Genomic DNA, 20,669 nt, shown 5'->3' on the forward strand with positions numbered 1-20,669 from the left:
TCATTTGAAAAATATTTTCTCAATAACAACAATATCTATAATTTTTTTGATTACTTCTAATCCTTTATATATTATGACTTGCGCTTTAAAAAGAAAACTTTTTTCAAACTTTATTATTTGCAATAACAATTTTCACGTGGTATATTTGCGATGACGGTTGAGTTAGAAAACTATTACAAGTTGGAAAAAATGAATATATTATTTCTTAACAATCGGAGGATTCAAAATGCAAAAGGTATATGCTGCATTGATGACAGCTTTTGACGAAAATGGCAACATTGATGAAAAAGGTACTCGTGAGATCATTCGCCATGATATTGACGTTGAAGGGGTTGACGGTCTTTATGTAGGTGGTTCTACCGGTGAAAACTTCATGCTAGGCAAAGATGAAAAGAAGAGAGTTTTCGATATTGCATGGGATGAAGCACACAATGATGATGTAGACTTAATTGCTCAAGTTGGTTCGCCTAACCTTCATGAAGCAATGGAACTTGCTAAGTATGTAACTAATGAGCTTGGATTTAAGACAATTTCTGCAGTTACACCATTCTATTACAACTTTACCTTTGATGAAATTAAGCATTATTATGATGAAATTGTAAAAGACGTAGATGCAAACTTGTTAGTCTACTCAATTCCAGCATTAACAGGTGTCTCACTTTCACTTGATAACTTCGCTAAATTATTCGAAAATCCTAAGATCATTGGGGTTAAGTATACTAACGCTGACTTCTACCTTTTGGAAAGAATTCGTGAGCGCTTCCCAGATAAGAAGATTTTATCAGGATTTGACGAAATGCTTTTACCAGCATTGATTGAAGGCGTAGACGGCTGTATTGGTTCCACTTATAATGTCAACACTAAAGTAGTTAAAGAAGAAATTGATGCTTACAATAAGGGCGATTTTGAAAGAGCTCGAGAACTTGAACACCAAAAGAATGATGTCATCACTGCGATGCTGAACAACGGTATTTATCCAACTATCAAACTTATTTTAGAGCATATGGGCGTTCATGCTGGCTATACCCGTGCTCCAATGGCAAAATATGATGACAAAGTAATCAAGGGTGCTGACGAAATTTATAACAAATACTTCAAATAAATTATATTCCACTCCTTCCCCTATATAGTAAACACGTTTTAACTTCCCTTTAGATAAGCTATAATAATTAGTAACTTTATAGCCTGCTCTAGATCATTAATATAAAAAATACGAGTACGGAAAATTATCTTACTCGTATTTTTTTAGATTAAATTGAAAGGAATTGCATATGTCATTTCTATCACATTTAGAAAACTCTATTCCCACTCTTCCCTCTCAAGAACGAAAAGTTGCGATGCTTATTGCTCAAGAACCCAAACGGGTACAAACGTTGAGCATTTCTGAACTCGCTAAATTAGCCCACGTTAGTAATGCAACTATTACCCGTTTTTCTAAACGATTGAATTGTAAAAATTTCGCTGAACTAAAACTTAATCTAGCTTCCAGCACGAATGTTGCTCCTTCAGAGCCTAAAGTAAAGGTCAAAAAAGAGACTCCACATCGCGTATATGACTTTTATAATCGTGTATTAAAGGAAACTTCGCAAAAACTAGATATCAATCAATTGAAGAAAATCGTTAAATTGATCAAGATTTCTTCGCGTGTCTATATTTTCGGAATTGGAAGTTCTGGCTATACAGCGCAAGAAATGTCACAAAGGATGCTCAGAATGGGCATTTCAACTTTTCCCATGACTGAAAGTTCAATTATGTATATGACTAGCAGTATTATGGATAGCAATGATCTGATTTTAGCAATTTCTTCTACAGGAAATACTACCGAGATCGTTAACGCTGCTAAATTAGGCAAGAAGCGTGGGGCGATGGTTGTCGCTATTACGGGGATTGAAGACAGTCCTTTAGCTAAGTTGAGCGACATTGTGGTTGCCGTTCGAAATACCGACTTCATTAATGATGCGCGTTTTATCAATTCTCAATTCTCGATTATGTATGCCATTGACGTAATTACCACCATGCTTTTAGATGATCCGAAATATCGTGAACATATGGCACAAACTATTGATACCATTTTGAATCGGAAAATTGTTAAGAATAATAAGCGATAGAAAACCGATTGATTTACTTTTTAAGCGTTTTTTCAATCGGTTGGCGAGCGAAAACAAAAAAAGACAATAACTGCACCCCGAAATTTGGTACAATTATTGTCAGAAATAGAACTATTTCACTCTTTGTGAAAGTAAATAAAACCGCTATTGACTTTTGGTAGAGTTTAGCGGTTTTTATAATATAAACTGTTAACATCCACCGTTTACTAACGGCTTCTATTTCTAGAGGGATGCTATTTGCAGCAACATCCTTTTTTGTTTTAAAGATATTTTATCCCATTGATTCAGAAAGTTGGAATCAAATTCTTTATGATTAAGGATTCATCTTTCCCACAATTTTATAAGCCAAAACAAAAATAGAGCCTGTGAAAGGCTCTATTTTGAGGGTAGAAATTTAAGATTTATTATTTCTTTCCTCTTATTATTTTTAACTACTTAATTATCAAAGCATATTTATCGATGTTTCATTCATTAATTTCCCTTATATACTTATCCCTAATACAAGATACTAGCTGTTTCGTTCATTATAATCATCTCTTTTTTTAGCTTTCTTCATTTTACCAATAAAATACTCAACTAGCGGCCCAACTTTCGGATATAGTCAAAAATATTTTTCACAACAAAAAAGGTAATTCGCTTCAACGAATTACCTAAAAATCTTATTTACCATTTGAATCTTTAATTAGCCAAGTACAATCCAAAGCATATTGCTTGATGTTCCGTCCATTGAATTTTACATCCCTTTCCAGTAATTAAGTTACTTTAATTATACTATGCATTTTAATAAATAGAATATAAATCCTTTCTAAAATCTTCTAAGGAATCATATTCATTTGCATATTGCTGGTTTTTAGCTTCCTGGACAGCTTGTTCAAGTCCAGTTCTTTCAACACTAGGGGTAAATGGCAACTTTCTACGTTGATCGACATGATCATTAATTCCAAGAGTTAAGCTCATATTTCTAGTCTCCTTATCAACAACCTATAAGTATATTCTACTCTTCAATATCAAATAGGTCCTCCCTAATATCTCTAAACAACCAAAAAGGCAATTCGCCTTAACGAATTACCTAAAAAGTTATCTTTTTATTTGTCTTTGCGTTTTCTAGTTCCTGCAAGTCCGAATAATGAGCCGACTGCAGCTAAGAGTAATCCGAAGATTCCTGCTTTGCTTTCTTGTACACCAGTCTGTGGCAATCTTTCCTTGGCTTCTTGAGTATTAGTGGTTCCATTATCATGGTCCACTTCTGATGCTGGCGCATTTTCATCAACAGTTGCAGCATAAACCATTGGCGCTTCTTCAGTAGATTCTGCGTTTTTAGATTCCGCAACTTGATCAGAGCTTGTATTATCAACAGCTTCAGATTTTGAAGCTTCACCTACAACAACTTCATGATCTACCTTATTGTTGCCATCTCCAGCGTTACCACCATTGTTATTGCCTTTGTTACCAGCGTCACCCTTGTTTGAAGAATCATCTTTATCCTTGTCATCCTTATCCGGAGTTGAAGGAGTTGGTTTATCTTCATCAGGTTCTGGCGTTGGCTTTTTATCTGGGGTTGGCTCTGGTTCCGGAGTCGGTTCTGGATCTGGTGTTGGCTCTGGGTCAGGAGTTGGCGTTGGATCCGGAGTTGGTTCTGGATCTGGCTTATCATCTCCACCTGAAGTTGTATCCTTCACCAAGTATACCTTGAAGATATTCTTTTGAGCATCTTTTTGGTAAACTGCCCCTTCAGTGTAGTCATTAGTTACAACCTTATAACCTAACTTGATCAAGGTGGCGATTACTTCTGCAGGGTCCTTGCTGAATTTGATTACTTCGTTAATTACTCCATCAACCTTATCACTATCTAAGACTTCACCAGTAGTTTGATCAATATATTCGATTTGAGCAGTTAACTTATCTGCTTTGTAAACTACAGTTTCGGTTAAGTCGCCATGATCAGCACTAATACCATCAACTGCTTGAACCTTATCTTCATCTGGCGTATAGCCATCAATACTTGGAGAAACGACTTCTTCAAATGTGGTACCGTCGCTTGCTACCCAAGTAATAGTTCCTTGGACGATCTTGCCGTTTTCATCAACAACAATCTTGCCGTCCTTAACTTGAACTAATTGACCAGTAACCTTATCAATGTATGCAGTACCCTCGAAGTTAAGCGTTTGAGTTACAGACGGCTTAGCTGTTGTACCGTTTTCATATACATAATGGATTACACGGTTGATGTCCTTGTTTAATTCATCTGCACCGAATGGATAAGTTGGACCATCTGGATCGTCTGGATTAATTGGATCATCGCCCTTGATGTTGTCATCAGGTTTGATTTCTACATAACCGTGCGTTACACGAACTACGAAATGGTTAACTTGAGCGTCTTTACTACTGTCGCCGTACTTAGTTTCGCCATTAATAAATGTGAAACCACTTGGATTGACTACTACGTAACCCATCTTTTCAAGCTCTTCAATGATCTTATGTGGATCATTTTCGAAAGTGATTGGGTTGTCGTAGACATCGTATGCGTAGTCAGTTCTAATTACTTGGCCAGTAGTTTCATCGATATAAGTGATTTGGGCAGTTTCTCTGTTAGCGTTGTAAGTAACTTTAACAGTTTGATTTGCATCTTCTGGATTTACCACTTGAGCTAAAACTTCGCTCATATCTGGAGTGTATCCATTAATCGTTGGGGAAACTTGTGCATCCCAACTACCTGATACAGGTACCCAAGTTAATTTACCTTCAACGGGCTTACCATTTTCATCAAGAATGATCTTACCATCTTGATCAACTGTAATATATTTACCCGTTACTTTATCAATGTAACCTGAACCCTGGAACTTCACTACTTGAACCACACTTGGTGCAGCAGTAGTACCATCTGCAAAGACATATTCGATTACACGTTCAACATCTTTATCAAGAATGATTGAATCTGTTGGGTAAACTGGACTATTTGGATCGTCCGGATTGATTGGAGTATCTGGCTTACCTGGATTTTCTGGGTTAACGTGAATCACACCATGTTTTACTCTTACTTCAAAAATGTTAACATTTGGATTTTCTTCACTATTACCATACTTAGTTCCTTGAGTAAAGTTGTTTGAAACTAATTCATAACCTGATGCTAATAATTGCTCAATTACTTTACTTGGAGCAGTTGTGAAGTTAATATCTTCACCTAATTTACCAAGTACACTATCAACACTTAAGATTTCACCAGTAGTTTCATCAATATAAGTAATTTCCGCGGTTTGTTCTCCAGCATAGTAAGTGATTACTTCTACAATGTCATTTGAGTCCTGGTTTACTACCATTTCTTCTACAAATAATTTGTTTGGTCCATAGCCACTAATAGTTGGAGAATCAACTCTCGCAAATGTATCGCCGTTATCAGCTGTCCAAGTTAAACCACTAGCTTCGCCGATAACATCTCCGTTAGCATTCACAATTACATACTTGCCAGTTATCTTATCAATCATTCCTTGGCCTGTAAAAGTCAAAGTTACGACATGATCTTGAGCCGCCATCGTACCATTTTCGTATTGGTACTTGATAGTTTGAGTAATAGTCTTATGATCCGTGACACTTTCAGTACCATGCTTTACTCTCACTTCGAAGATATTGTTATCGTTATCATGTGAGAAGCTATGGTTAAAGTCACCCTCATAGCTCTTACTTACTAAAACATAACCTTGCGCTTCAAGTTGTTTAATTAATTCCTCTGGATTATCAGTAAAGATAATCTTGTCACCGTAGTTACCCACTGCTTCGCTTGAGGAAATAACTTTATTGTCAGTTACATCAATAAATGTAATTTGGGCACTTTGCTTGTTAGCAATATAAGTTACCTGTACTTCACTATTGCCAGCAGTATGTTGCACATCAGCAACACTTTCAACAATTAAAATATCTGGACTGTAACCTTGAATCTTAGGTGATTCTACTTCATCATAACTACCTGTAGTCCAAGTATAGCTACCAATCAATTCACCTGTTACGGCATCAATCTTACCAGTTCCTTTATAAGTTATGGTTTGAATTACCGAAGGTCTAGCAGTTGAGCCATCTGCATAAACATAGTGAATTACACGATTGGTAGTAGCAGTTTGTTCGTCTGCATCTTTAATACCATGTTCTAAGTATACCCAGAATTTATTAGGACCTTCAGTGAAGATCGCATCTGGACTAAAGCCGTCACTTACTAATACATAGCCTTTATTAACAAGTTCATCGATTACACTTTGAGTTGAGTAGTTAATCTTGTCCTTGTATTTACCTTCTACACTATCAACCTTAATAGTTTGACCTGTAGTTTTATCAATATAAGTAATGGTTGCTTGTTGAATATTAGCTGCGTAAATGACATCAATTACCCGATTCGTATCTTCATGAGTAATTACATCAGATTGACCGACTACTTTAATAGTAGGAGTGTAATTAATAATGTCTGGTGATTTTACTGCATCGAAGTAATTCTTATCAGTAGTCCAAGTGTAGTCACCAATTAATTTACCTGTTACAACATCGATCAACCCAGTTCCTGTGAAAGTAATGGTTTGAACATTACTTGGACGAGCCGTAGTGCCATCCTCGTATTTGTAGTTAATAGTTTGACTTACCTGAACCGTGGTTGTGTCTTCTTTAGTAGCATGTGTAAAGTAAACATAGAAAACATTTACGTCTGGGTTTTCCTCACTATTACCATACTTAGTTCCTGGAGTAAAGCTATTCGAAACTAACTTATAACCTTGAGATTCATATAATTTAATGATATTTGCAGGATCTAGGTTAAAATTGATTTCTTCACCGAATTTTCCTATTACAGAATCACTACCTAATTGAAGAGGGTCATTAGAATTAAAGATATCTACGTAGTAAATTTCGGCAGTTTGTTCGCCGGCAATATAAGTTACGGTTTCTTCGATATCTGAAGAGTCATGAGAAACTTCAACTTCAGAAACCGTTAACCTATTTGGCGTGTATCCTGAAATCGTTGGAGAAGTTACTTCACTCAATATTACATTTTCAGACCAAGTCAAAATTTCCTGACCAGTTACCTTATCACGGGTACCAGTTCCAACAAATGTAGCCGTTTGAGTGATAGAAGGTTTAGCAGTTGAGCCATCTTGGTAAACATAGTGAATTACACGATCTACCGTTTCTTCTCTAGTTACTTCTTCGATACCATGTTTTAACGTAATAATGAACTTATTCGCATTTGGATTTACTTCACCATCTTTAAACTTAGTACCAACTACAAATGGATTATTAACTAATTCATAACCTTGACTGATTAATTGATCAATTACAGTTTGTGGATTAAAGTTGATTTCTCTATCAAACTCACCTTCCACAGTATTAGAGCTGATTTCTTTATTATCAGTAATGTCTTGGAAAACGAATTCGGCTTTTTGTGCAGTCCGCGTGTAAGTTACAGTGATAGTAATATTGTTGTCATCACGGTTAACTGTCATGGTTGGGATGCTGGTTTTATCCGCAGTATAGTTTGGAATAGTTGGTGAGATTACTTCACCAAAAGTATCACTGTCCGCATTCCAGGTTAGACCATCAGCCTTGCCAATAATATTTCCTTGGTTATCAACTAAAACGTATTCACCTGTAACCTTATCAATGTAAGCCTTCGCAGTAAAAGTAATAGTTTGTACACTATCTGGAGCTGCGGTTAAGCCATTTGAGTAAACATACTTAATTGTTTGGGTGATAGTTGTAGTCAATTTATCAGAATCAGCTGGATAAGTTGGACGATTTGGTGCAGGATCATCAGGATTGATTGGTTGATCTGGCTTACCAGGATTTTCCGGAGTAATCTCAAATACACCATGTTTGAATGTAATCAAGAATGATTGTGGGTTTGTAGAATCAAACTTGTGACCGCCTTCACCATAGCCGTTACTTACTAAAACATAGCCCTTATTTTCGAACTCTTTAATCATATCTAATGGATTAGTAGTAAAGCTAATGTCATAGCCATGACTACCATTAGTGGTTAAAGTGTCTAAAACTACAGGTGTTCCAGTAGTTACGTCTTGGAAGATCACTTCCGCAGAAGCGTTATTTGGAACGTAAACGACATAAATGTCTTTACTTAAGTCTCCAGTTGGAGTAATAACGGCTTGCTCTTGGTATTTAAGAGTATATCCCAAAATTTCTGGAGCCTTAGTTGCACCTGCACTAAATGCATCCGAACCATTATTAAACTGTACAGAAGGTCCAAGTACATTACCCTGTTCATCAACTGGAATAATTGAACCCAATTGACTATAGATAAATTGAACTTCGTGGGGAGTTGAAGTTACGAATGGGTTACGGCCAAGATAGTTATAATTACTAAATTGTACTGCTTGACCTGGAGCAACAACATGACTTTCTACAGCAGTAGTCTTATCACCATCAAATAAACTAATTCTCATAGTTCCATCTGGGGAAATTTGATTGTACACTACATAGAATTCTACATTGCTACTTCCATATTCATAGTAGACTTTCTTATAGTATTCTCCTTCTTTAAATTGAGAAAGAGTACCTTTAAAGTCACCACTTGGAAAATTATCTGGAATTAAGTAATACCCATTAATAATTTGCTTAAACTGATCTACATTTTTAATTTCAAATTCTTGACCAGTAAGACCAGAAACAATTATATTTGGATATTGATCTGAACCTTCAATTTCATGTAATTTGCCTTCACTATCTTTATAGTAATATTTAATTACAGAATTTTCAGTATATACAGGGATGATTTCCCCTAAGGCAGTATAGTTATTATTAGTTGTGTTGCCTAATCCATAAATTGGACTAATTGTATCCGTATCTATCCAGCCTGGTTGACCAGTAATAGTAGAAGTATTTTCCGTTGGAACTTTTGTAGTAGTACCATTACCATTGTCAATCGTTACATCACTCTTACCAGTATTGTTGATCTGGTATTTATGATTACCAACTGTAATTACTCTGTTGTTTCCAACCTTAATTTCAAATGTTTGACTAGCACTACTGTAATTGCTATTAGTTACATAAGCATAGATACTTTCATCATTATGATCATTTCTGTTAATCGCTAAGACTAATCTAGAACTTGTATCATTTAAAGTAACAATTTGGTAAATATACTTATCATCACCAACTAATTTACCAGCGTCAGTTGGATAGTTATTAGGATCTGTAGCACTAATTACTACCTTACCTTCAGTGTCAGCTGCATTTAAGTCAATAATGTTATCATTTTCGACTTTATCAGCTTCTTTATCCTTATTAGGATCTTTTACCTTATCATCGGTAGTTAATTCTTTATCTCCAGTTTCACCCAAGTTTACAACTTTATCACTAACTTCAGTATCTGCCTTTGGCGCAGAGGGAGCTGGAACTTCTGGAGTAGTTTCAGCTTTTTCTGTAGTTTGTGTTTCTATGGTTGAAGCATTTGAATCTTTCGCTTCAGTGGAATTTTCAACTTTTTCAGCTACTTGTTGTTCATTAGTAGAGTTGTCTACTGTTATGTTTTCAGTATTTACATTATTTTGTGGTTGAGATTCAACTTGATTGTTATTTTCTGCAGTAGTTACAGTATTTGTCTGATTTTCTACCGAATTAGTGTTCTTAGTGGCTTGAGATTCAACTGTTTCAGTATTTTGTACTGGAGCAGTTTCAGTTGCTACTTCAGTGTTGTTTTCAGTTTGAGAAGCTACTGGAGCAGTAGTTTCAGCTGCGTGAGAAGTGGTCGCTTCATTTTGAGCATTTTGAGCAGGCGTTTCTGTAGCAGTATCGTTTTGAGTAACTGCTTGATCAGTAGTTTGTGCTTTAGTGTTTTCAGCAACTGGCATTTCAGTTGTTACTTCTGAAGTTGGATTATTTTGAGTAGTTTCTTGAGAAACTGCTTCTAATTGAGAAGTATCAGTATTATTTGCTTTTACTTCTAATTCAATCCCTGCTTCACTATTTTCATTTCCAGTTGCAGCTTTTACACTTCGACCAGTAGTTCCCATAAATGTTAACCCAATTAAAACAGAAGCTGCCCCCGTAGTTAATTTACGAATTGCATGATGTTCTCTTTGGGAATCCATTTTACGAATTCTTTCTTTAATATTATTTTTCGGAATCATAAAACTTACCTCGCATCTATAAAAACTTTCTTGATTTTAAATTTATCTCTCTAAATTGAGCTTGATATTATTTAATCACATAAAGTGACACTGCGTCAATATTTAATGTATAAAAGAAGATAAAGTATATATTAAGAAAGTTTAAATAGAAGTTATTGTTATTCGTACTATCGCTAAATCCTTATACTTCTTTTATTCAAATTACGAATATTATTTATCATTGACTTAAAAATAGTTCATTATATAATTAAATCAAAAGTTATTAGTTTTATTTAAGGAGTAACCAATGAATTATAAAGCTCTGCTAACGTCTGCCACTGTATTACTAGCGATTGAGGGACTATTTTCTAGAAATTCAGTCCAAGCTGCTAAAAAAGGAGTAACTATTACCACCTATACAGATACCTCTTCTAATCCTAAAAATACGAACATTTTGGGAAACAGTAAAAAACACGCAAAGGATATCCCGGTTCAAATTTTAGGTATTAACGACCTTCATGGAGGACTCAGCAGAACTGGGAATGCTTATATTGGAAATAACAAATATGTGCAAGCTGGAAGTGCTATTCGTTTAGGCTCTTATCTAAATCAAGCTCAAAATTATTTCAAACAACACAACAAAAATGGCTATACTTTTCGTGTTGAATCTGGAGATATGGTAGGGGCTTCTCCTTCTAATTCAGCCCTTTTGCAAGATGAATCAACTATGCATGCTCTCAAGGCTATGAATATCAACATTGGAACTTTGGGTAATCACGAATTTGACGAAGGCCTAGGAGAATTCCATCGAATTGTTTCAGGAAAAAAGCCCACCAAAATTTACAATTCTGCCGAGATGAATTATCCCCACACTCCTTCTGGCCTTCAAATTACGATTGCCAATGTGGTTAAACGATCGAATAACAAAATTCCTTTCAATTGGAAACCTTACATCATTAAGACGGTGAAAACACCAAATGGTAAAAAGACAAAAATTGCTTTTATCGGTATTTTGACTAAGACAATGCCTAGTTTAACCACTTACAAAAATTACCATCCTTATAAATATCTTGATGAGGCAACCACCATCGCCAAGTATGATCGTATTTTACGTAAAAAAGGAATTAAAGCTATTATAGTTATGGCTCATACAGGAGTAGCCAGTACAGTTGACGCGCAAGGGAAAGCTACAACCACAGGTGCAAGTGTTGATATTTTGAAGAAACTTTACAAAATTGATCCCCACAACTCAGTTGATGTTTACTTAGCCGGTCACTCCCACCAATATGCAAATGCTAAAGTGGGCCATACAAATTTGGTTCAAGCTATTTATTCTGGTGAAGCCTATGATAACGTGATCGGTTACATCGATCCTAAAACTCACGATTTTGTAAAAAACAGCGTTAAATCTCATGTATTCCCAGTTTTATCTGTTAAAGATGACCCAAAAGTTAAGGATAATGCTAAAGTTAAAGCTATTGTTCAAGACGCAGATAAACGCGTTGCCTCAATTGTTAATCAAAAAATCGGGGAAGCTGCGAGCGCCACGTCCTTTACTGGCCGAGATGCAAACAATAAATACCAAGAAAATGAAACCGGTGATTTGGTAGTAGATGCTCAACTTGCTCAAGCTAAAAAAGAAAATCGAGAAAACGTCGATTTTGCCATGACTAATGGTGGTGGGGTAAGAGCCGGGTTAAAAGTAAAGGCTGATAAATCCATTACTTGGGGTGCGGCTCAAGATGTCCAACCATTTGGCAACATGCTTTACGTAGTATCGATGACCGGCCAACAAATCTACGATGTCTTGAATCAGCAATATAAAAACGGGCGTACCTACCTATTAATTTCTAGATTAAAGTATGACTTTACAGATAACCGTGATTCTTCCCAATCTTATAAAGTTGCAAAAGTTTATGATAATTCTGGAAAAGAACTTGATCTAAATAAGAAATACAATGTCGTCATAAATGATTTCTTAAAAGATGGCGGAGACGACTTCCCTCAATTTGCTCAAGGAAAAGTATTGGGAACAGCTACCGCAGAAGATGATACTGAAGTACTCGTCAATTACATCAAAGATCAGACTAAGGCCGGTCACCCCATTACAGTTCCAAAACTTGATCGTAAAAACTACATCCCTAATAAATAATTGCATTAACATTCCCCCAACGTTATTATTAAAATAACAGCAAAAGCTAGAAACTGACTTTGTGTTTGTTTCTAGCTTTTTTATAGGAGGAATAAATTTAATGACTTTTTTAATCCCAACCAAGCAAGTTGTAATTATGTTCATTCTAATGGTCATTGGTTGGCTTTGTTATAAGGTGAAATTTTTACATGAACAAACTAGCAAAGACTTAACCAAAATCTTGCTGTACGTTGTCTCGCCCTGTTTAATTATTAATTCTTTTAAACAAAGATTAACTACCACACGTCTAATTCAATTTGGTGTCTTGCTAGTCCTAATCACTTTCATTTTTATTTTCAAAATTCTTGTAAGTCATTTTTTGTTCAGCAGAATAAGAAATGAGCAAGAAAGGACAGTCCTAAAGTATGCGGGAACCTACACTAATGCAGGTTTTATGGGCATACCTTTAGTACAAGCAATCTTAGGATCAACAGGAGTATTCTTTGCCGTACCTTATTTAATTTGTTATAACATTTTCATGTGGACTCATGGGATTAACATGTTTCAAAAAAATCATACATCCCTCGCGGATCATTTTAGACAAGTAAGTACCAATCCGAATATTATCGCTGCTATTATTGGGCTAATTGTATTCATCACTCAATTCAAAATTCCAACGCTCATCGCCACCCCGATGAATTACATCGCCGACATTAATACGCCTTTGAGTATGATTGTAATCGGTACTAATCTAGGATCTATTAATTTGAAAAAAGATCTAATAAATCCAAATGTTTGGTTTGGTGTCTTCGTTAGAAACATTTTCTTTCCTTTATGTGTACTAGGTATTTTAACCATAACTCCATTAACACAAACGGCCAAATTAGCAGTTTTAATTATGGCAGCATGTCCAGTTGCTGGCGTAGTTGTGCTTTTTAGCTTGATGAGTGGATATGATGTAAAATTCCCCACAAAACTCATGTGTATTTCAACTTTAGTGGCAGTGATAACCATTCCATTAATGATCTGTCTAGGGATGCTAGCACTTTAAGAGAAAAACATGATAGAATAGTAAATAATTGATTAAAACTGAGGTGCGTTTATGAAAAATCAAGCTAAAAAATTAACACCAGAAATGATTGAGAAATTTGATCAAGATTTCCTTAAAGATAAAAGTGCATTGTTAGCTGGCCGTAGCATTGCAAAGAGTGGCTTTTTAGCAAGCAGCGAAGATCCAAGTGCAAGCAGCCGTAACAACATGACTTTTTCTATTGAAGTACCAACTGGAAAAGTTACTAATCAACGCCATAGTGGCAGATGTTGGCTTTTTGCAATGCTTAATACTTTACGCCAAGAATTTTCCAAAGAACATCATGTAAAGAACTTTGAATTTTCTCAAAATTATTCCTTCTTCTGGGATCGTTTAGGACGCGCAAACTTATTCCTCCAACGGGCTATTGAGAGTGCCGATAAAGAGATTGATGATCGTTATGTGATGTCTTACTTAAGTTACACTATGGATGATGGCGGTGAGTGGGATAACGCTGCAGCTTTAGTAGAAACTTATGGTGTGGCTCCTAGCTATGTAATGCCCGATACACACAATACGATGAATACTCATGAATTTGATCAAATCAATGCCAGTTTGCAAAGAAAAGATACTCTAGAATTACGTAAAATGGTTAGAACTGGTCAAGCTGAAGAAGAAATTGAAAAACGTCGTCAAGAAATGTTAAGCGAAATTTATCGCTTATGTGTACTGGCTTTTGGACAACCACCTAAGACTTTTGATTTAGAATTCAAGGATGATAATGGTAATTTCCACCAAGACCTTGATATTACTCCTCAAGACTTTTTTAAAAACTACGTCAATGTCAATTTAGATGACTATGTAGAGCTTGTTGATTATCCCGACCATGAATATAACCATATTTATTGGAATGAAATGCAGGACAATGTTGCTGGAAGTTTCCAAACTGAATATGTAAACGTAGATTTCAAATATTTAGAACAAGCTGCTATTGATCAATTAAAAGATGGTCATATTGTTTGGTTTGGCTGCGACGTCGATATTGATTCTGATGCGCGTAAACGTGGTTGGCTTGATGACAAACTTTATCAGCCAGATCAACTTATTGGTATTGACTATAAGATGAACAAGAAAGAGCGTCTACAAACTCGTCAAGGATCAGCTAGTCATTGTATGGCAATTACTGGGGTTAATTTAGTCAATGGAAAACCTACTCGTTGGAAAGTGGAAAATTCATGGGGCCCAGAAATTGGAACTGATGGTTATTTATCAATGACGGAATCTTGGTTCAAGAAGTATTGTTTCCAAGTTGTTGCTAATAAAAAATACTTACCAAAAGAAGTACAAGAGGTATTAAAAACTAAACCTATTAAAGTTGAACCTTGGGATACCTTATATTAATATGCAAAAAAGGAGCTGAGTAGCTCCTTTTTATTTTAGCTAATACCATGCAGGCTTATCACCATCAGTGTTAGGTTTATTAAGTCCTACATTATCACGAATATCTTTAGTGGGATTTTAGTCATCAAATAAGAACCTAATATATTCTTATTCCATTCACCGAACTTTTCGGGAACTTCATCATACACCCCAAGTGATGAGATCCAAATCAAGCGTTTGACATTTTCATCATCCATGGCTTTTACAACAGCCTTAGCCTGCTCTTCAATATTGCCACCAGCTAAATTAGCATAAACAATATCGACACCTTTAATTGCATTTGCTACTTCATCGCTACGACTTGCATCCCCAATAACGATTTTTTCACATTTTTCATCAATCTTAGACTTATCAAGTTTATTAGGATGGCGCAAAAACAAAACCAATTGGTTACTGTCATCTTCTAACAACAATTCTTCTGCCAACTTTGCAATTTGTCCACTAGCACTTAATACAGCAACTTTAGTCATTTGTCTTCTCCTCATTAAATTCATCACTAACTAAACATGGATCTAATCAGCCAATAAGTTTTCGGCTGATTAGCGTGCTGTGCAAACTGGAATAATTTCTGCCAAAAACATATTATCCTTATATTTGTAACCGTTTTCTATTACTTACAATTAAATGGTAACGCTAATGATTTGTAAGTCAGCCCTCTTTATTAAAAATATTAAATTTTTGGTAAAGATCTGCTAAGATAGAAGATGGATAGATAACATTGTAATAAGGAAAACATTATGATTAAAAGTGCGAAGCAAATTTTAAGAAAGCCCTTTTCTAGTCGAATGTCTTATCGGCTATTTCGGGCGATATCCGTGGGATTAGTTACAGGATTAATCGTCAGTGTATTCAGATGGATCATTGACCAAACTATGAAATTCCTTGATTTCATTTATCCTCAACTTGCAGCTCAACCTTACCTGCTACTTCCATATGTACTAGTAATGATTGGGATTTGTCTACTTTTAGGAAAAATCACTAAACCCTATTTAGATCAAGTTATTGGATCAGGGGTGCCACAAATTGAAGCGATTTTCCTAAAAGAAAACCAAATGCCGGAATGGCAGATTTTATGGCGAAAATTCGTTGGCGGTCTCTTAGCCATTTGTCCAGGATTAATGCTAGGACGGGAAGGTCCTTGTATTGAAATGGGCGCTATGGTAGGCCAAGGATTAGGAAAAAATGTCTTTAATTTTAAGAGGGAGTCCGATGATTTAACTGAACTACAAGAATGTGGAGTTGCTGCCGGCTTATCGGCAGCATTTAGTGCTCCATTAGCCGGAGCCCTTTTTCTAGTAGAAGAAATCACTTTTAATTTTAACCCTAAACGCGTAGTCTCAGTTTTAGCAGCAAGCTTTTCAGCGGACTTTATGACTTTTCTATTTTTTGGGAACCGACCATGTTTATACTTGCCAGTACGTGGATACTTCCCAGTCTATGCTTATTGGACTTTACCATTAATCGGAATTGTTTTAGGCTTATTAGCTTATGTTTATCAATATGTGCTTTTAAGTTTAAAACCATGGTTTAGCAAAATAAAGAAAATTCCGGCTGCCTATCACAGTATTATTCCTTTTATTTTGATTATTCCAATCGGCCTATGGAAACCTGAACTTTTAGGCGGTTCTCACGTTTTAATTACTGAATTGTTCAATCACGGTTTAGATACCCAACTTTTAATGGGACCATGGAGTTTAGTTTTAATCCCCATCGTTCTTTTCATTATTCGATTTGTCTTTTCTATGCTTTCTTATGGGGCATCAGTTCCAGGAGGAATCTTTATGCCGATCTTAGTATTAGGGGCACTTCTTGGAATGATCTGTGCAAATGTAATGATCAAAACTGGAGTCATCCCATCCACTTATTTTGTTCATATTTTGGTGATTTCAATGGCCGCTTACTTCGGTGCAATTGAAAAAGCACCCTATACCGCAATTATGCTCTTAACTGAAATGGTTGGTACTGTTCAACAAATTCTTCCATTAATTATTGTGACTTTTGTTTCGTATTATGTTCTGGATTTACTTGGTGGCCGTCCAATTTACGAAGCATTACGTTTACAAATGAATTACAAAAAATAATACAAAAAGATCGCTATCATCGATTAGATAACGATCTTTTTTTGCTATATATTTCTATCCTTGTTTCAAAATAATATCAGTTGGTTTAATATCTTTACCAAAGTATGGTCGTAATTCTTTATTGTAATCTTTTACAAAGAAACTTTGACGATTAAGCTTCGTAATTTCCTGATTGGTCCATTTCAAAAGCGAACGATTTCCTTTTTTCACCGCAGGTGAAACATATTGACGTGGTCCGATACTCTTGATACCTACAGTATAATTTGGATTTTGTTTAACCCATGCATAGAGATAAGAATTATCATCGGCCAAGGCTGCCCCACGGCCATTTTTCAAAGCATTAAATTGTTGAGTTTTTGAGTCAAACTTCAGTAAGTTCACTCCCTTTTGTTGAGTGAAGTAATTTTCTGCTGTAGTACCCTTAGTAACAATTAATTTCTTCCCTTTTAATTGAGCTGCACTTGTAATTGGAGCCTTTTTAGGAGAAATCACCCCGACAGATACCTTCATATAAGGTTTGGCAAAGTCAACAACTTCTTTTCGCTCGGGAGTAACGGTAAAGTTGGCGAGTACAATATCAGCTTTATTAGAATTAAGAGTATCAACACGATTATTCGCATTTACTTGAATAAAACGAATTTTGACGCCAAGATCCTTTGCCATTCGATGAGCTAAATAAACATCATAGCCCACACGCTTTCCACTTGAATTTACCCAGCCATAAGGAGGCAAATCTCCAAAAACTGCAACACGTAAATAGCCACGTCTTTTAATTTGTGAAACGCTATTTTGATTACTCCAGCGGCTCGCAGAAGTCTCACTATTCAAATTAGGCTCTGTAAGTCCAAAATATGCCGACACAATTACCGTGATAATGGCTAAAATCCCCACTATCCAGCTAAATATATTTCTTTTCTTCATTTTTATTTAGCCTTCCTAAAAGTCCATACTATCTAAGAATTCTCGTGCTCTTTGCGTTTTTGGATTCTTAAAAAATTCATTTCCCGGCGTATCTTCTAAGATCTTCCCATCTTCCAAAAATAGCACTTCATCTGCAATTTTAGCTGCAAAATTCATTTGGTGAGTAACAATAATCATCGTCATATGATCATGTTTAGACAAATCTTCAACAATTTCCTGAACCCCGCGTACCATTTCGGGATCAAGGGATGCCGTTATTTCATCAAAAAGCATAATTTCTGGATTCATTGCTAATGCTCGCACAATTGCCACACGTTGTTTTTGGCCCCCAGAAAGTTCCCGTGGGTATGAATTAGCATAACCTTCTAGGCCGACCCTTCTTAAAAGTTCCTCAGCTTCTTTTTTTACATCAGCTTCATTACGCTTTTGTACTTTGACCGGAGCTAAAAGAATGTTTTCCATTACACTCAAATTAGGGAATAAGTCATAACTTTGGAAAACCATTCCAATCTTTTGCCGTAAAAGCTGCCAATTTTTAGGACTAGGATCAATTTTCTTTCCATGAAAATAAATAGCTCCACTTTGATAATCTTCTAGACCATTTAAAGTTCTTAGAAGGGTACTCTTTCCAGAACCTGAAGGCCCCAGTAACGTTACCACTTCTCCCTTTTTTAAATCAAAATTGATGCCATGTAAGACTTGCCAGTCCCCATAAAATTTGTTTAGATTTTCAACTTTTAATACTTCTTCTGTCATATCTCTCACCTATCTATTTTTAGTTAATCGCTTAGCCCAAGCGGATAAAGGGTAATCTAAAATAAAATACAAAATAAAGATTAAGCCATATACCCAGAAAACACCGGTTGGATACTTTTGATTATTAGCTTCAATGATTTGTTGACCAACATTAATAACTTCCATAATACTGATGACCATTAATAATGAAGTGGTTTTAATTACACGGGTAGCTAAATTAATCGTTGCTGGAAGTTCCAATTTTACTGCTTGAGGTAACAACACATAACGATAAAGCTGGACTCTACTTAAACCTAAAGCTAATCCAGAATCTTTTTGACTTTTTGGTACTGATTCTAACGCTCCCCGGACAATATCACTAAATTCGGCTGCAACCCACAAGGTAAATGCGAGGACAGCCATCCACGTAGCAGACCAATTTACATGGAAAGTTCGTGGCAAAATATAGTAAACCAAATATAGAAGAACAATCGTTGGCACGATTCTAAAGAATTCTAGATACACTCTCAAAATAAAGCGAACAATCTTATTAGGCAACGTTCGTAAAATTCCAAAAATTGTTCCTAAAGCTAAACCTAAAACTATTGAAATAACTGCTATCCAAATTGATGTCCACAGTCCAGCCATCAACCGTGCAAAGTTACTACCTTCAAATAAAACGTTAATCCCCGAATGCACCATAGCGAACTCTCCTTTCAAGCCAAGTTAAAAGTAAAATAATTGGTATCAAAATAATTGCATATGCAACCACCAGCATTAATAAATATTCATTTGAACGATAGTACATGCCGATTAAATCAAGAGCAGTGTTGGTTAACTCTGGGATAGCAATTACTGAAAAGATAGATGTTTCTTTAATTAAAAAGATAATGTTTGCCGTCAACGCTGGCATGCTTAGCGCAAAACCCTGAGGAAAGACTACATACCGTGCTAATTGAAAATTATTCATTCCTAAGGCTTTACCACTGTTAATCTGACTTTCACTAACTCCATTAAATCCACCTGTAAAGCCTTCAGCCATGTATGCTCCACCCAAAAAGATTAATCCGATGATCCCGCACACTTCAGCTGACATTTTTAATCCAAATACAGGAAATGCATAGTATAAAAAGAACAATTGAATTAGCAATGGGGTGTTCCGAGCAAGTTCAACATATCCGGTTAGAATCTGATTAAAGACTGGTACTTTAAAATATTGTACTAAGCTTACAATCGTCCCTACGATAATTGATCCAATAATTCCAATTAATGAAAGCCACAAAGTTAATTGGAAAGCTTGGCCAAAAGTAGGCAGCGCTTGTTGAATTACATTCCAATTCATTATTTACCTCCACAAAACAAAAAAGATCTACGAAAACTCAGTTTCGTAGATCTTAAAACAGTTATTTCTAAAATAGCTATGAAGTACGGTTGCTGAATTTTTCTGCATGACAAATATTGCTGTCGCAACGACAACATACCTTTACTGATTTATTTGCCAAGTTTAAATTCAACATTTTCATACTCCCTTCTAGCTACTTACATTAAGTAACTCATTAATCGACTTCTAGTTTAGAATTAAACTTACTTTTTGTCAATTATTTTATTTAAATTTATTAATATTAATTTTCTATCGATTCCTATAAGAAAATAATATAGTTAGAAATTACTCATCGATCCTATAATAACTCCCATTCTCATCAACAATACCTTTTAATTGCCTACTTTCGCCGTCCTTAGAATGAATTTCTCCTAAATCAATTTCTCCATAGGCCTTATCATAATCAGTTACAGTAATATTACTAAAGCTATGTTTGAAAAACTTGCGGCTTATTTTACTTTTAACACGCACATCCTTGGATTTTTCATAAGCAGCAGCCAGAGTATATCCTTCATCTAATTGATCCTTTATAAAGGCAATCAAATATACGGTAGCCAAACTGTAACGACGAACTCCTGCGTTTTCATCATCAATAGGCTTAATATATCCCTTCTTTTCCCAATAGCGAAGCTGTCTTTGAGAAACCCCGACTATTTTACTTACTTCTCCAATGCCGATTGCTAAATTTTTAAAAAGTTCATGAATAGCTTTCGCTTTATTTGTTGTCATTTAAATTCCTACTT

At 35.6% G+C, this 20,669-nt stretch carries 13 protein-coding genes and 1 pseudogene; 6 read left to right on the forward strand and 8 right to left on the reverse strand.

The window, feature by feature from the left end:
• The first annotated feature begins 226 nt into the window (after window positions 1–226).
• Together KBW87_RS08385 and KBW87_RS08390 are read left to right on the forward strand one after the other, a co-directional pair.
• Complete coding sequence (locus tag KBW87_RS08385; protein WP_057808649.1) at window positions 227–1,102, forward strand: N-acetylneuraminate lyase; 876 nt, start codon at window positions 227–229, stop codon at window positions 1,100–1,102.
• Between the two features lie 169 nt (window positions 1,103–1,271).
• Window positions 1,272–2,108, forward strand: a complete 837-nt coding sequence (locus tag KBW87_RS08390) for a MurR/RpiR family transcriptional regulator (RefSeq protein ID WP_057808651.1) — start codon at window positions 1,272–1,274, stop codon at window positions 2,106–2,108.
• Window positions 2,109–2,888: 780 nt separating this feature from the next.
• Here the strand turns inward: KBW87_RS08390 and KBW87_RS08395 are convergent.
• Window positions 2,889–3,065 (reverse strand): hypothetical protein, encoded by a 177-nt coding sequence (locus KBW87_RS08395; RefSeq protein ID WP_157055095.1) that lies wholly within the window; start codon window positions 3,063–3,065, stop codon window positions 2,889–2,891.
• A 128-nt stretch (window positions 3,066–3,193) separates the two neighbouring features.
• The gene (locus KBW87_RS08400) at window positions 3,194–10,228 is read right to left on the reverse strand and encodes a mucin-binding protein (protein WP_057808653.1); all 7,035 of its coding nucleotides are present in this window, start codon (window positions 10,226–10,228) and stop codon (window positions 3,194–3,196) included.
• Window positions 10,229–10,514: 286 nt separating this feature from the next.
• Here KBW87_RS08400 and KBW87_RS08405 point away from each other — a divergent pair, with 286 nt between their 5' ends.
• From KBW87_RS08405 to KBW87_RS08415, 3 genes are all read left to right on the forward strand, one after another.
• Entirely contained in the window at window positions 10,515–12,359 is a 1,845-nt protein-coding gene (locus KBW87_RS08405) for a bifunctional metallophosphatase/5'-nucleotidase (RefSeq protein WP_057808655.1), read from the forward strand.
• A gap of 100 nt (window positions 12,360–12,459) precedes the next feature.
• Window positions 12,460–13,389: an AEC family transporter gene (locus tag KBW87_RS08410; RefSeq protein WP_057808657.1), complete on the forward strand. Its 930-nt coding sequence runs from the start codon at window positions 12,460–12,462 to the stop codon at window positions 13,387–13,389.
• A gap of 51 nt (window positions 13,390–13,440) precedes the next feature.
• Complete coding sequence (locus KBW87_RS08415) at window positions 13,441–14,769, forward strand: C1 family peptidase (protein ID WP_057808658.1); 1,329 nt, start codon at window positions 13,441–13,443, stop codon at window positions 14,767–14,769.
• 39 nt (window positions 14,770–14,808) lie between these two features.
• Here KBW87_RS08415 and KBW87_RS08420 read toward each other — a convergent pair.
• A pseudogene (locus KBW87_RS08420) lies at window positions 14,809–15,278 on the reverse strand (NAD(P)H-binding protein).
• A 267-nt stretch (window positions 15,279–15,545) separates the two neighbouring features.
• On the opposite strand from KBW87_RS08420, the gene KBW87_RS08425 reads away from it, so the two are divergent.
• Complete coding sequence (locus tag KBW87_RS08425; protein ID WP_057808660.1) at window positions 15,546–16,889, forward strand: ClC family H(+)/Cl(-) exchange transporter; 1,344 nt, start codon at window positions 15,546–15,548, stop codon at window positions 16,887–16,889.
• A 54-nt stretch (window positions 16,890–16,943) separates the two neighbouring features.
• Here KBW87_RS08425 and KBW87_RS08430 read toward each other — a convergent pair whose 3' ends face one another.
• From KBW87_RS08430 to KBW87_RS08450, 5 genes are all read right to left on the reverse strand, one after another.
• Window positions 16,944–17,810: a transporter substrate-binding domain-containing protein gene (locus KBW87_RS08430; RefSeq protein WP_057808661.1), complete on the reverse strand. Its 867-nt coding sequence runs from the start codon at window positions 17,808–17,810 to the stop codon at window positions 16,944–16,946.
• 15 nt (window positions 17,811–17,825) lie between these two features.
• A complete protein-coding gene (locus KBW87_RS08435) occupies window positions 17,826–18,566 on the reverse strand; it encodes an amino acid ABC transporter ATP-binding protein (protein ID WP_057808664.1) in 741 nt (246 codons plus the stop codon).
• A 9-nt stretch (window positions 18,567–18,575) separates the two neighbouring features.
• Complete coding sequence (locus tag KBW87_RS08440) at window positions 18,576–19,247, reverse strand: amino acid ABC transporter permease (RefSeq protein WP_057808666.1); 672 nt, start codon at window positions 19,245–19,247, stop codon at window positions 18,576–18,578.
• Window positions 19,228–19,887: an amino acid ABC transporter permease gene (locus KBW87_RS08445; protein WP_057808668.1), complete on the reverse strand. Its 660-nt coding sequence runs from the start codon at window positions 19,885–19,887 to the stop codon at window positions 19,228–19,230. The genes KBW87_RS08440 and KBW87_RS08445 overlap by 20 nt, the downstream gene beginning before the upstream one ends.
• A 324-nt stretch (window positions 19,888–20,211) precedes the next feature.
• Window positions 20,212–20,655, reverse strand: a complete 444-nt coding sequence (locus tag KBW87_RS08450) for a MerR family transcriptional regulator (RefSeq protein ID WP_057808670.1) — start codon at window positions 20,653–20,655, stop codon at window positions 20,212–20,214.
• Between the last annotated feature and the right edge of the window lie 14 nt (window positions 20,656–20,669).

Source organism: Lactobacillus intestinalis (genome assembly GCF_024397795.1).
In the GTDB taxonomy this organism is placed as follows: Bacteria; Bacillota; Bacilli; order Lactobacillales; family Lactobacillaceae; genus Lactobacillus; species Lactobacillus intestinalis.

Excerpts from the sequence above, each read along its gene's own strand:
- KBW87_RS08410 (WP_057808657.1), top strand. The coding sequence starts at position 12,460 with ATGACTTTTTTAATCCCAACCAAGCAAGTTGTAATTATGTTCATTCTA.
- KBW87_RS08405 (WP_057808655.1), top strand. The coding sequence starts at position 10,515 with ATGAATTATAAAGCTCTGCTAACGTCTGCCACTGTATTACTAGCGATT.
- KBW87_RS08445 (WP_057808668.1), bottom strand. The coding sequence starts at position 19,887 with ATGAATTGGAATGTAATTCAACAAGCGCTGCCTACTTTTGGCCAAGCT.
- KBW87_RS08440 (WP_057808666.1), bottom strand. The coding sequence starts at position 19,247 with ATGGTGCATTCGGGGATTAACGTTTTATTTGAAGGTAGTAACTTTGCA.
- KBW87_RS08390 (WP_057808651.1), top strand. The coding sequence starts at position 1,272 with ATGTCATTTCTATCACATTTAGAAAACTCTATTCCCACTCTTCCCTCT.
- KBW87_RS08395 (WP_157055095.1), bottom strand. The coding sequence starts at position 3,065 with ATGAGCTTAACTCTTGGAATTAATGATCATGTCGATCAACGTAGAAAG.
- KBW87_RS08450 (WP_057808670.1), bottom strand. The coding sequence starts at position 20,655 with ATGACAACAAATAAAGCGAAAGCTATTCATGAACTTTTTAAAAATTTA.
- KBW87_RS08385 (WP_057808649.1), top strand. The coding sequence starts at position 227 with ATGCAAAAGGTATATGCTGCATTGATGACAGCTTTTGACGAAAATGGC.
- KBW87_RS08415 (WP_057808658.1), top strand. The coding sequence starts at position 13,441 with ATGAAAAATCAAGCTAAAAAATTAACACCAGAAATGATTGAGAAATTT.
- KBW87_RS08430 (WP_057808661.1), bottom strand. The coding sequence starts at position 17,810 with ATGAAGAAAAGAAATATATTTAGCTGGATAGTGGGGATTTTAGCCATT.
- KBW87_RS08400 (WP_057808653.1), bottom strand. The coding sequence starts at position 10,228 with ATGATTCCGAAAAATAATATTAAAGAAAGAATTCGTAAAATGGATTCC.
- KBW87_RS08435 (WP_057808664.1), bottom strand. The coding sequence starts at position 18,566 with ATGACAGAAGAAGTATTAAAAGTTGAAAATCTAAACAAATTTTATGGG.
- KBW87_RS08425 (WP_057808660.1), top strand. The coding sequence starts at position 15,546 with ATGATTAAAAGTGCGAAGCAAATTTTAAGAAAGCCCTTTTCTAGTCGA.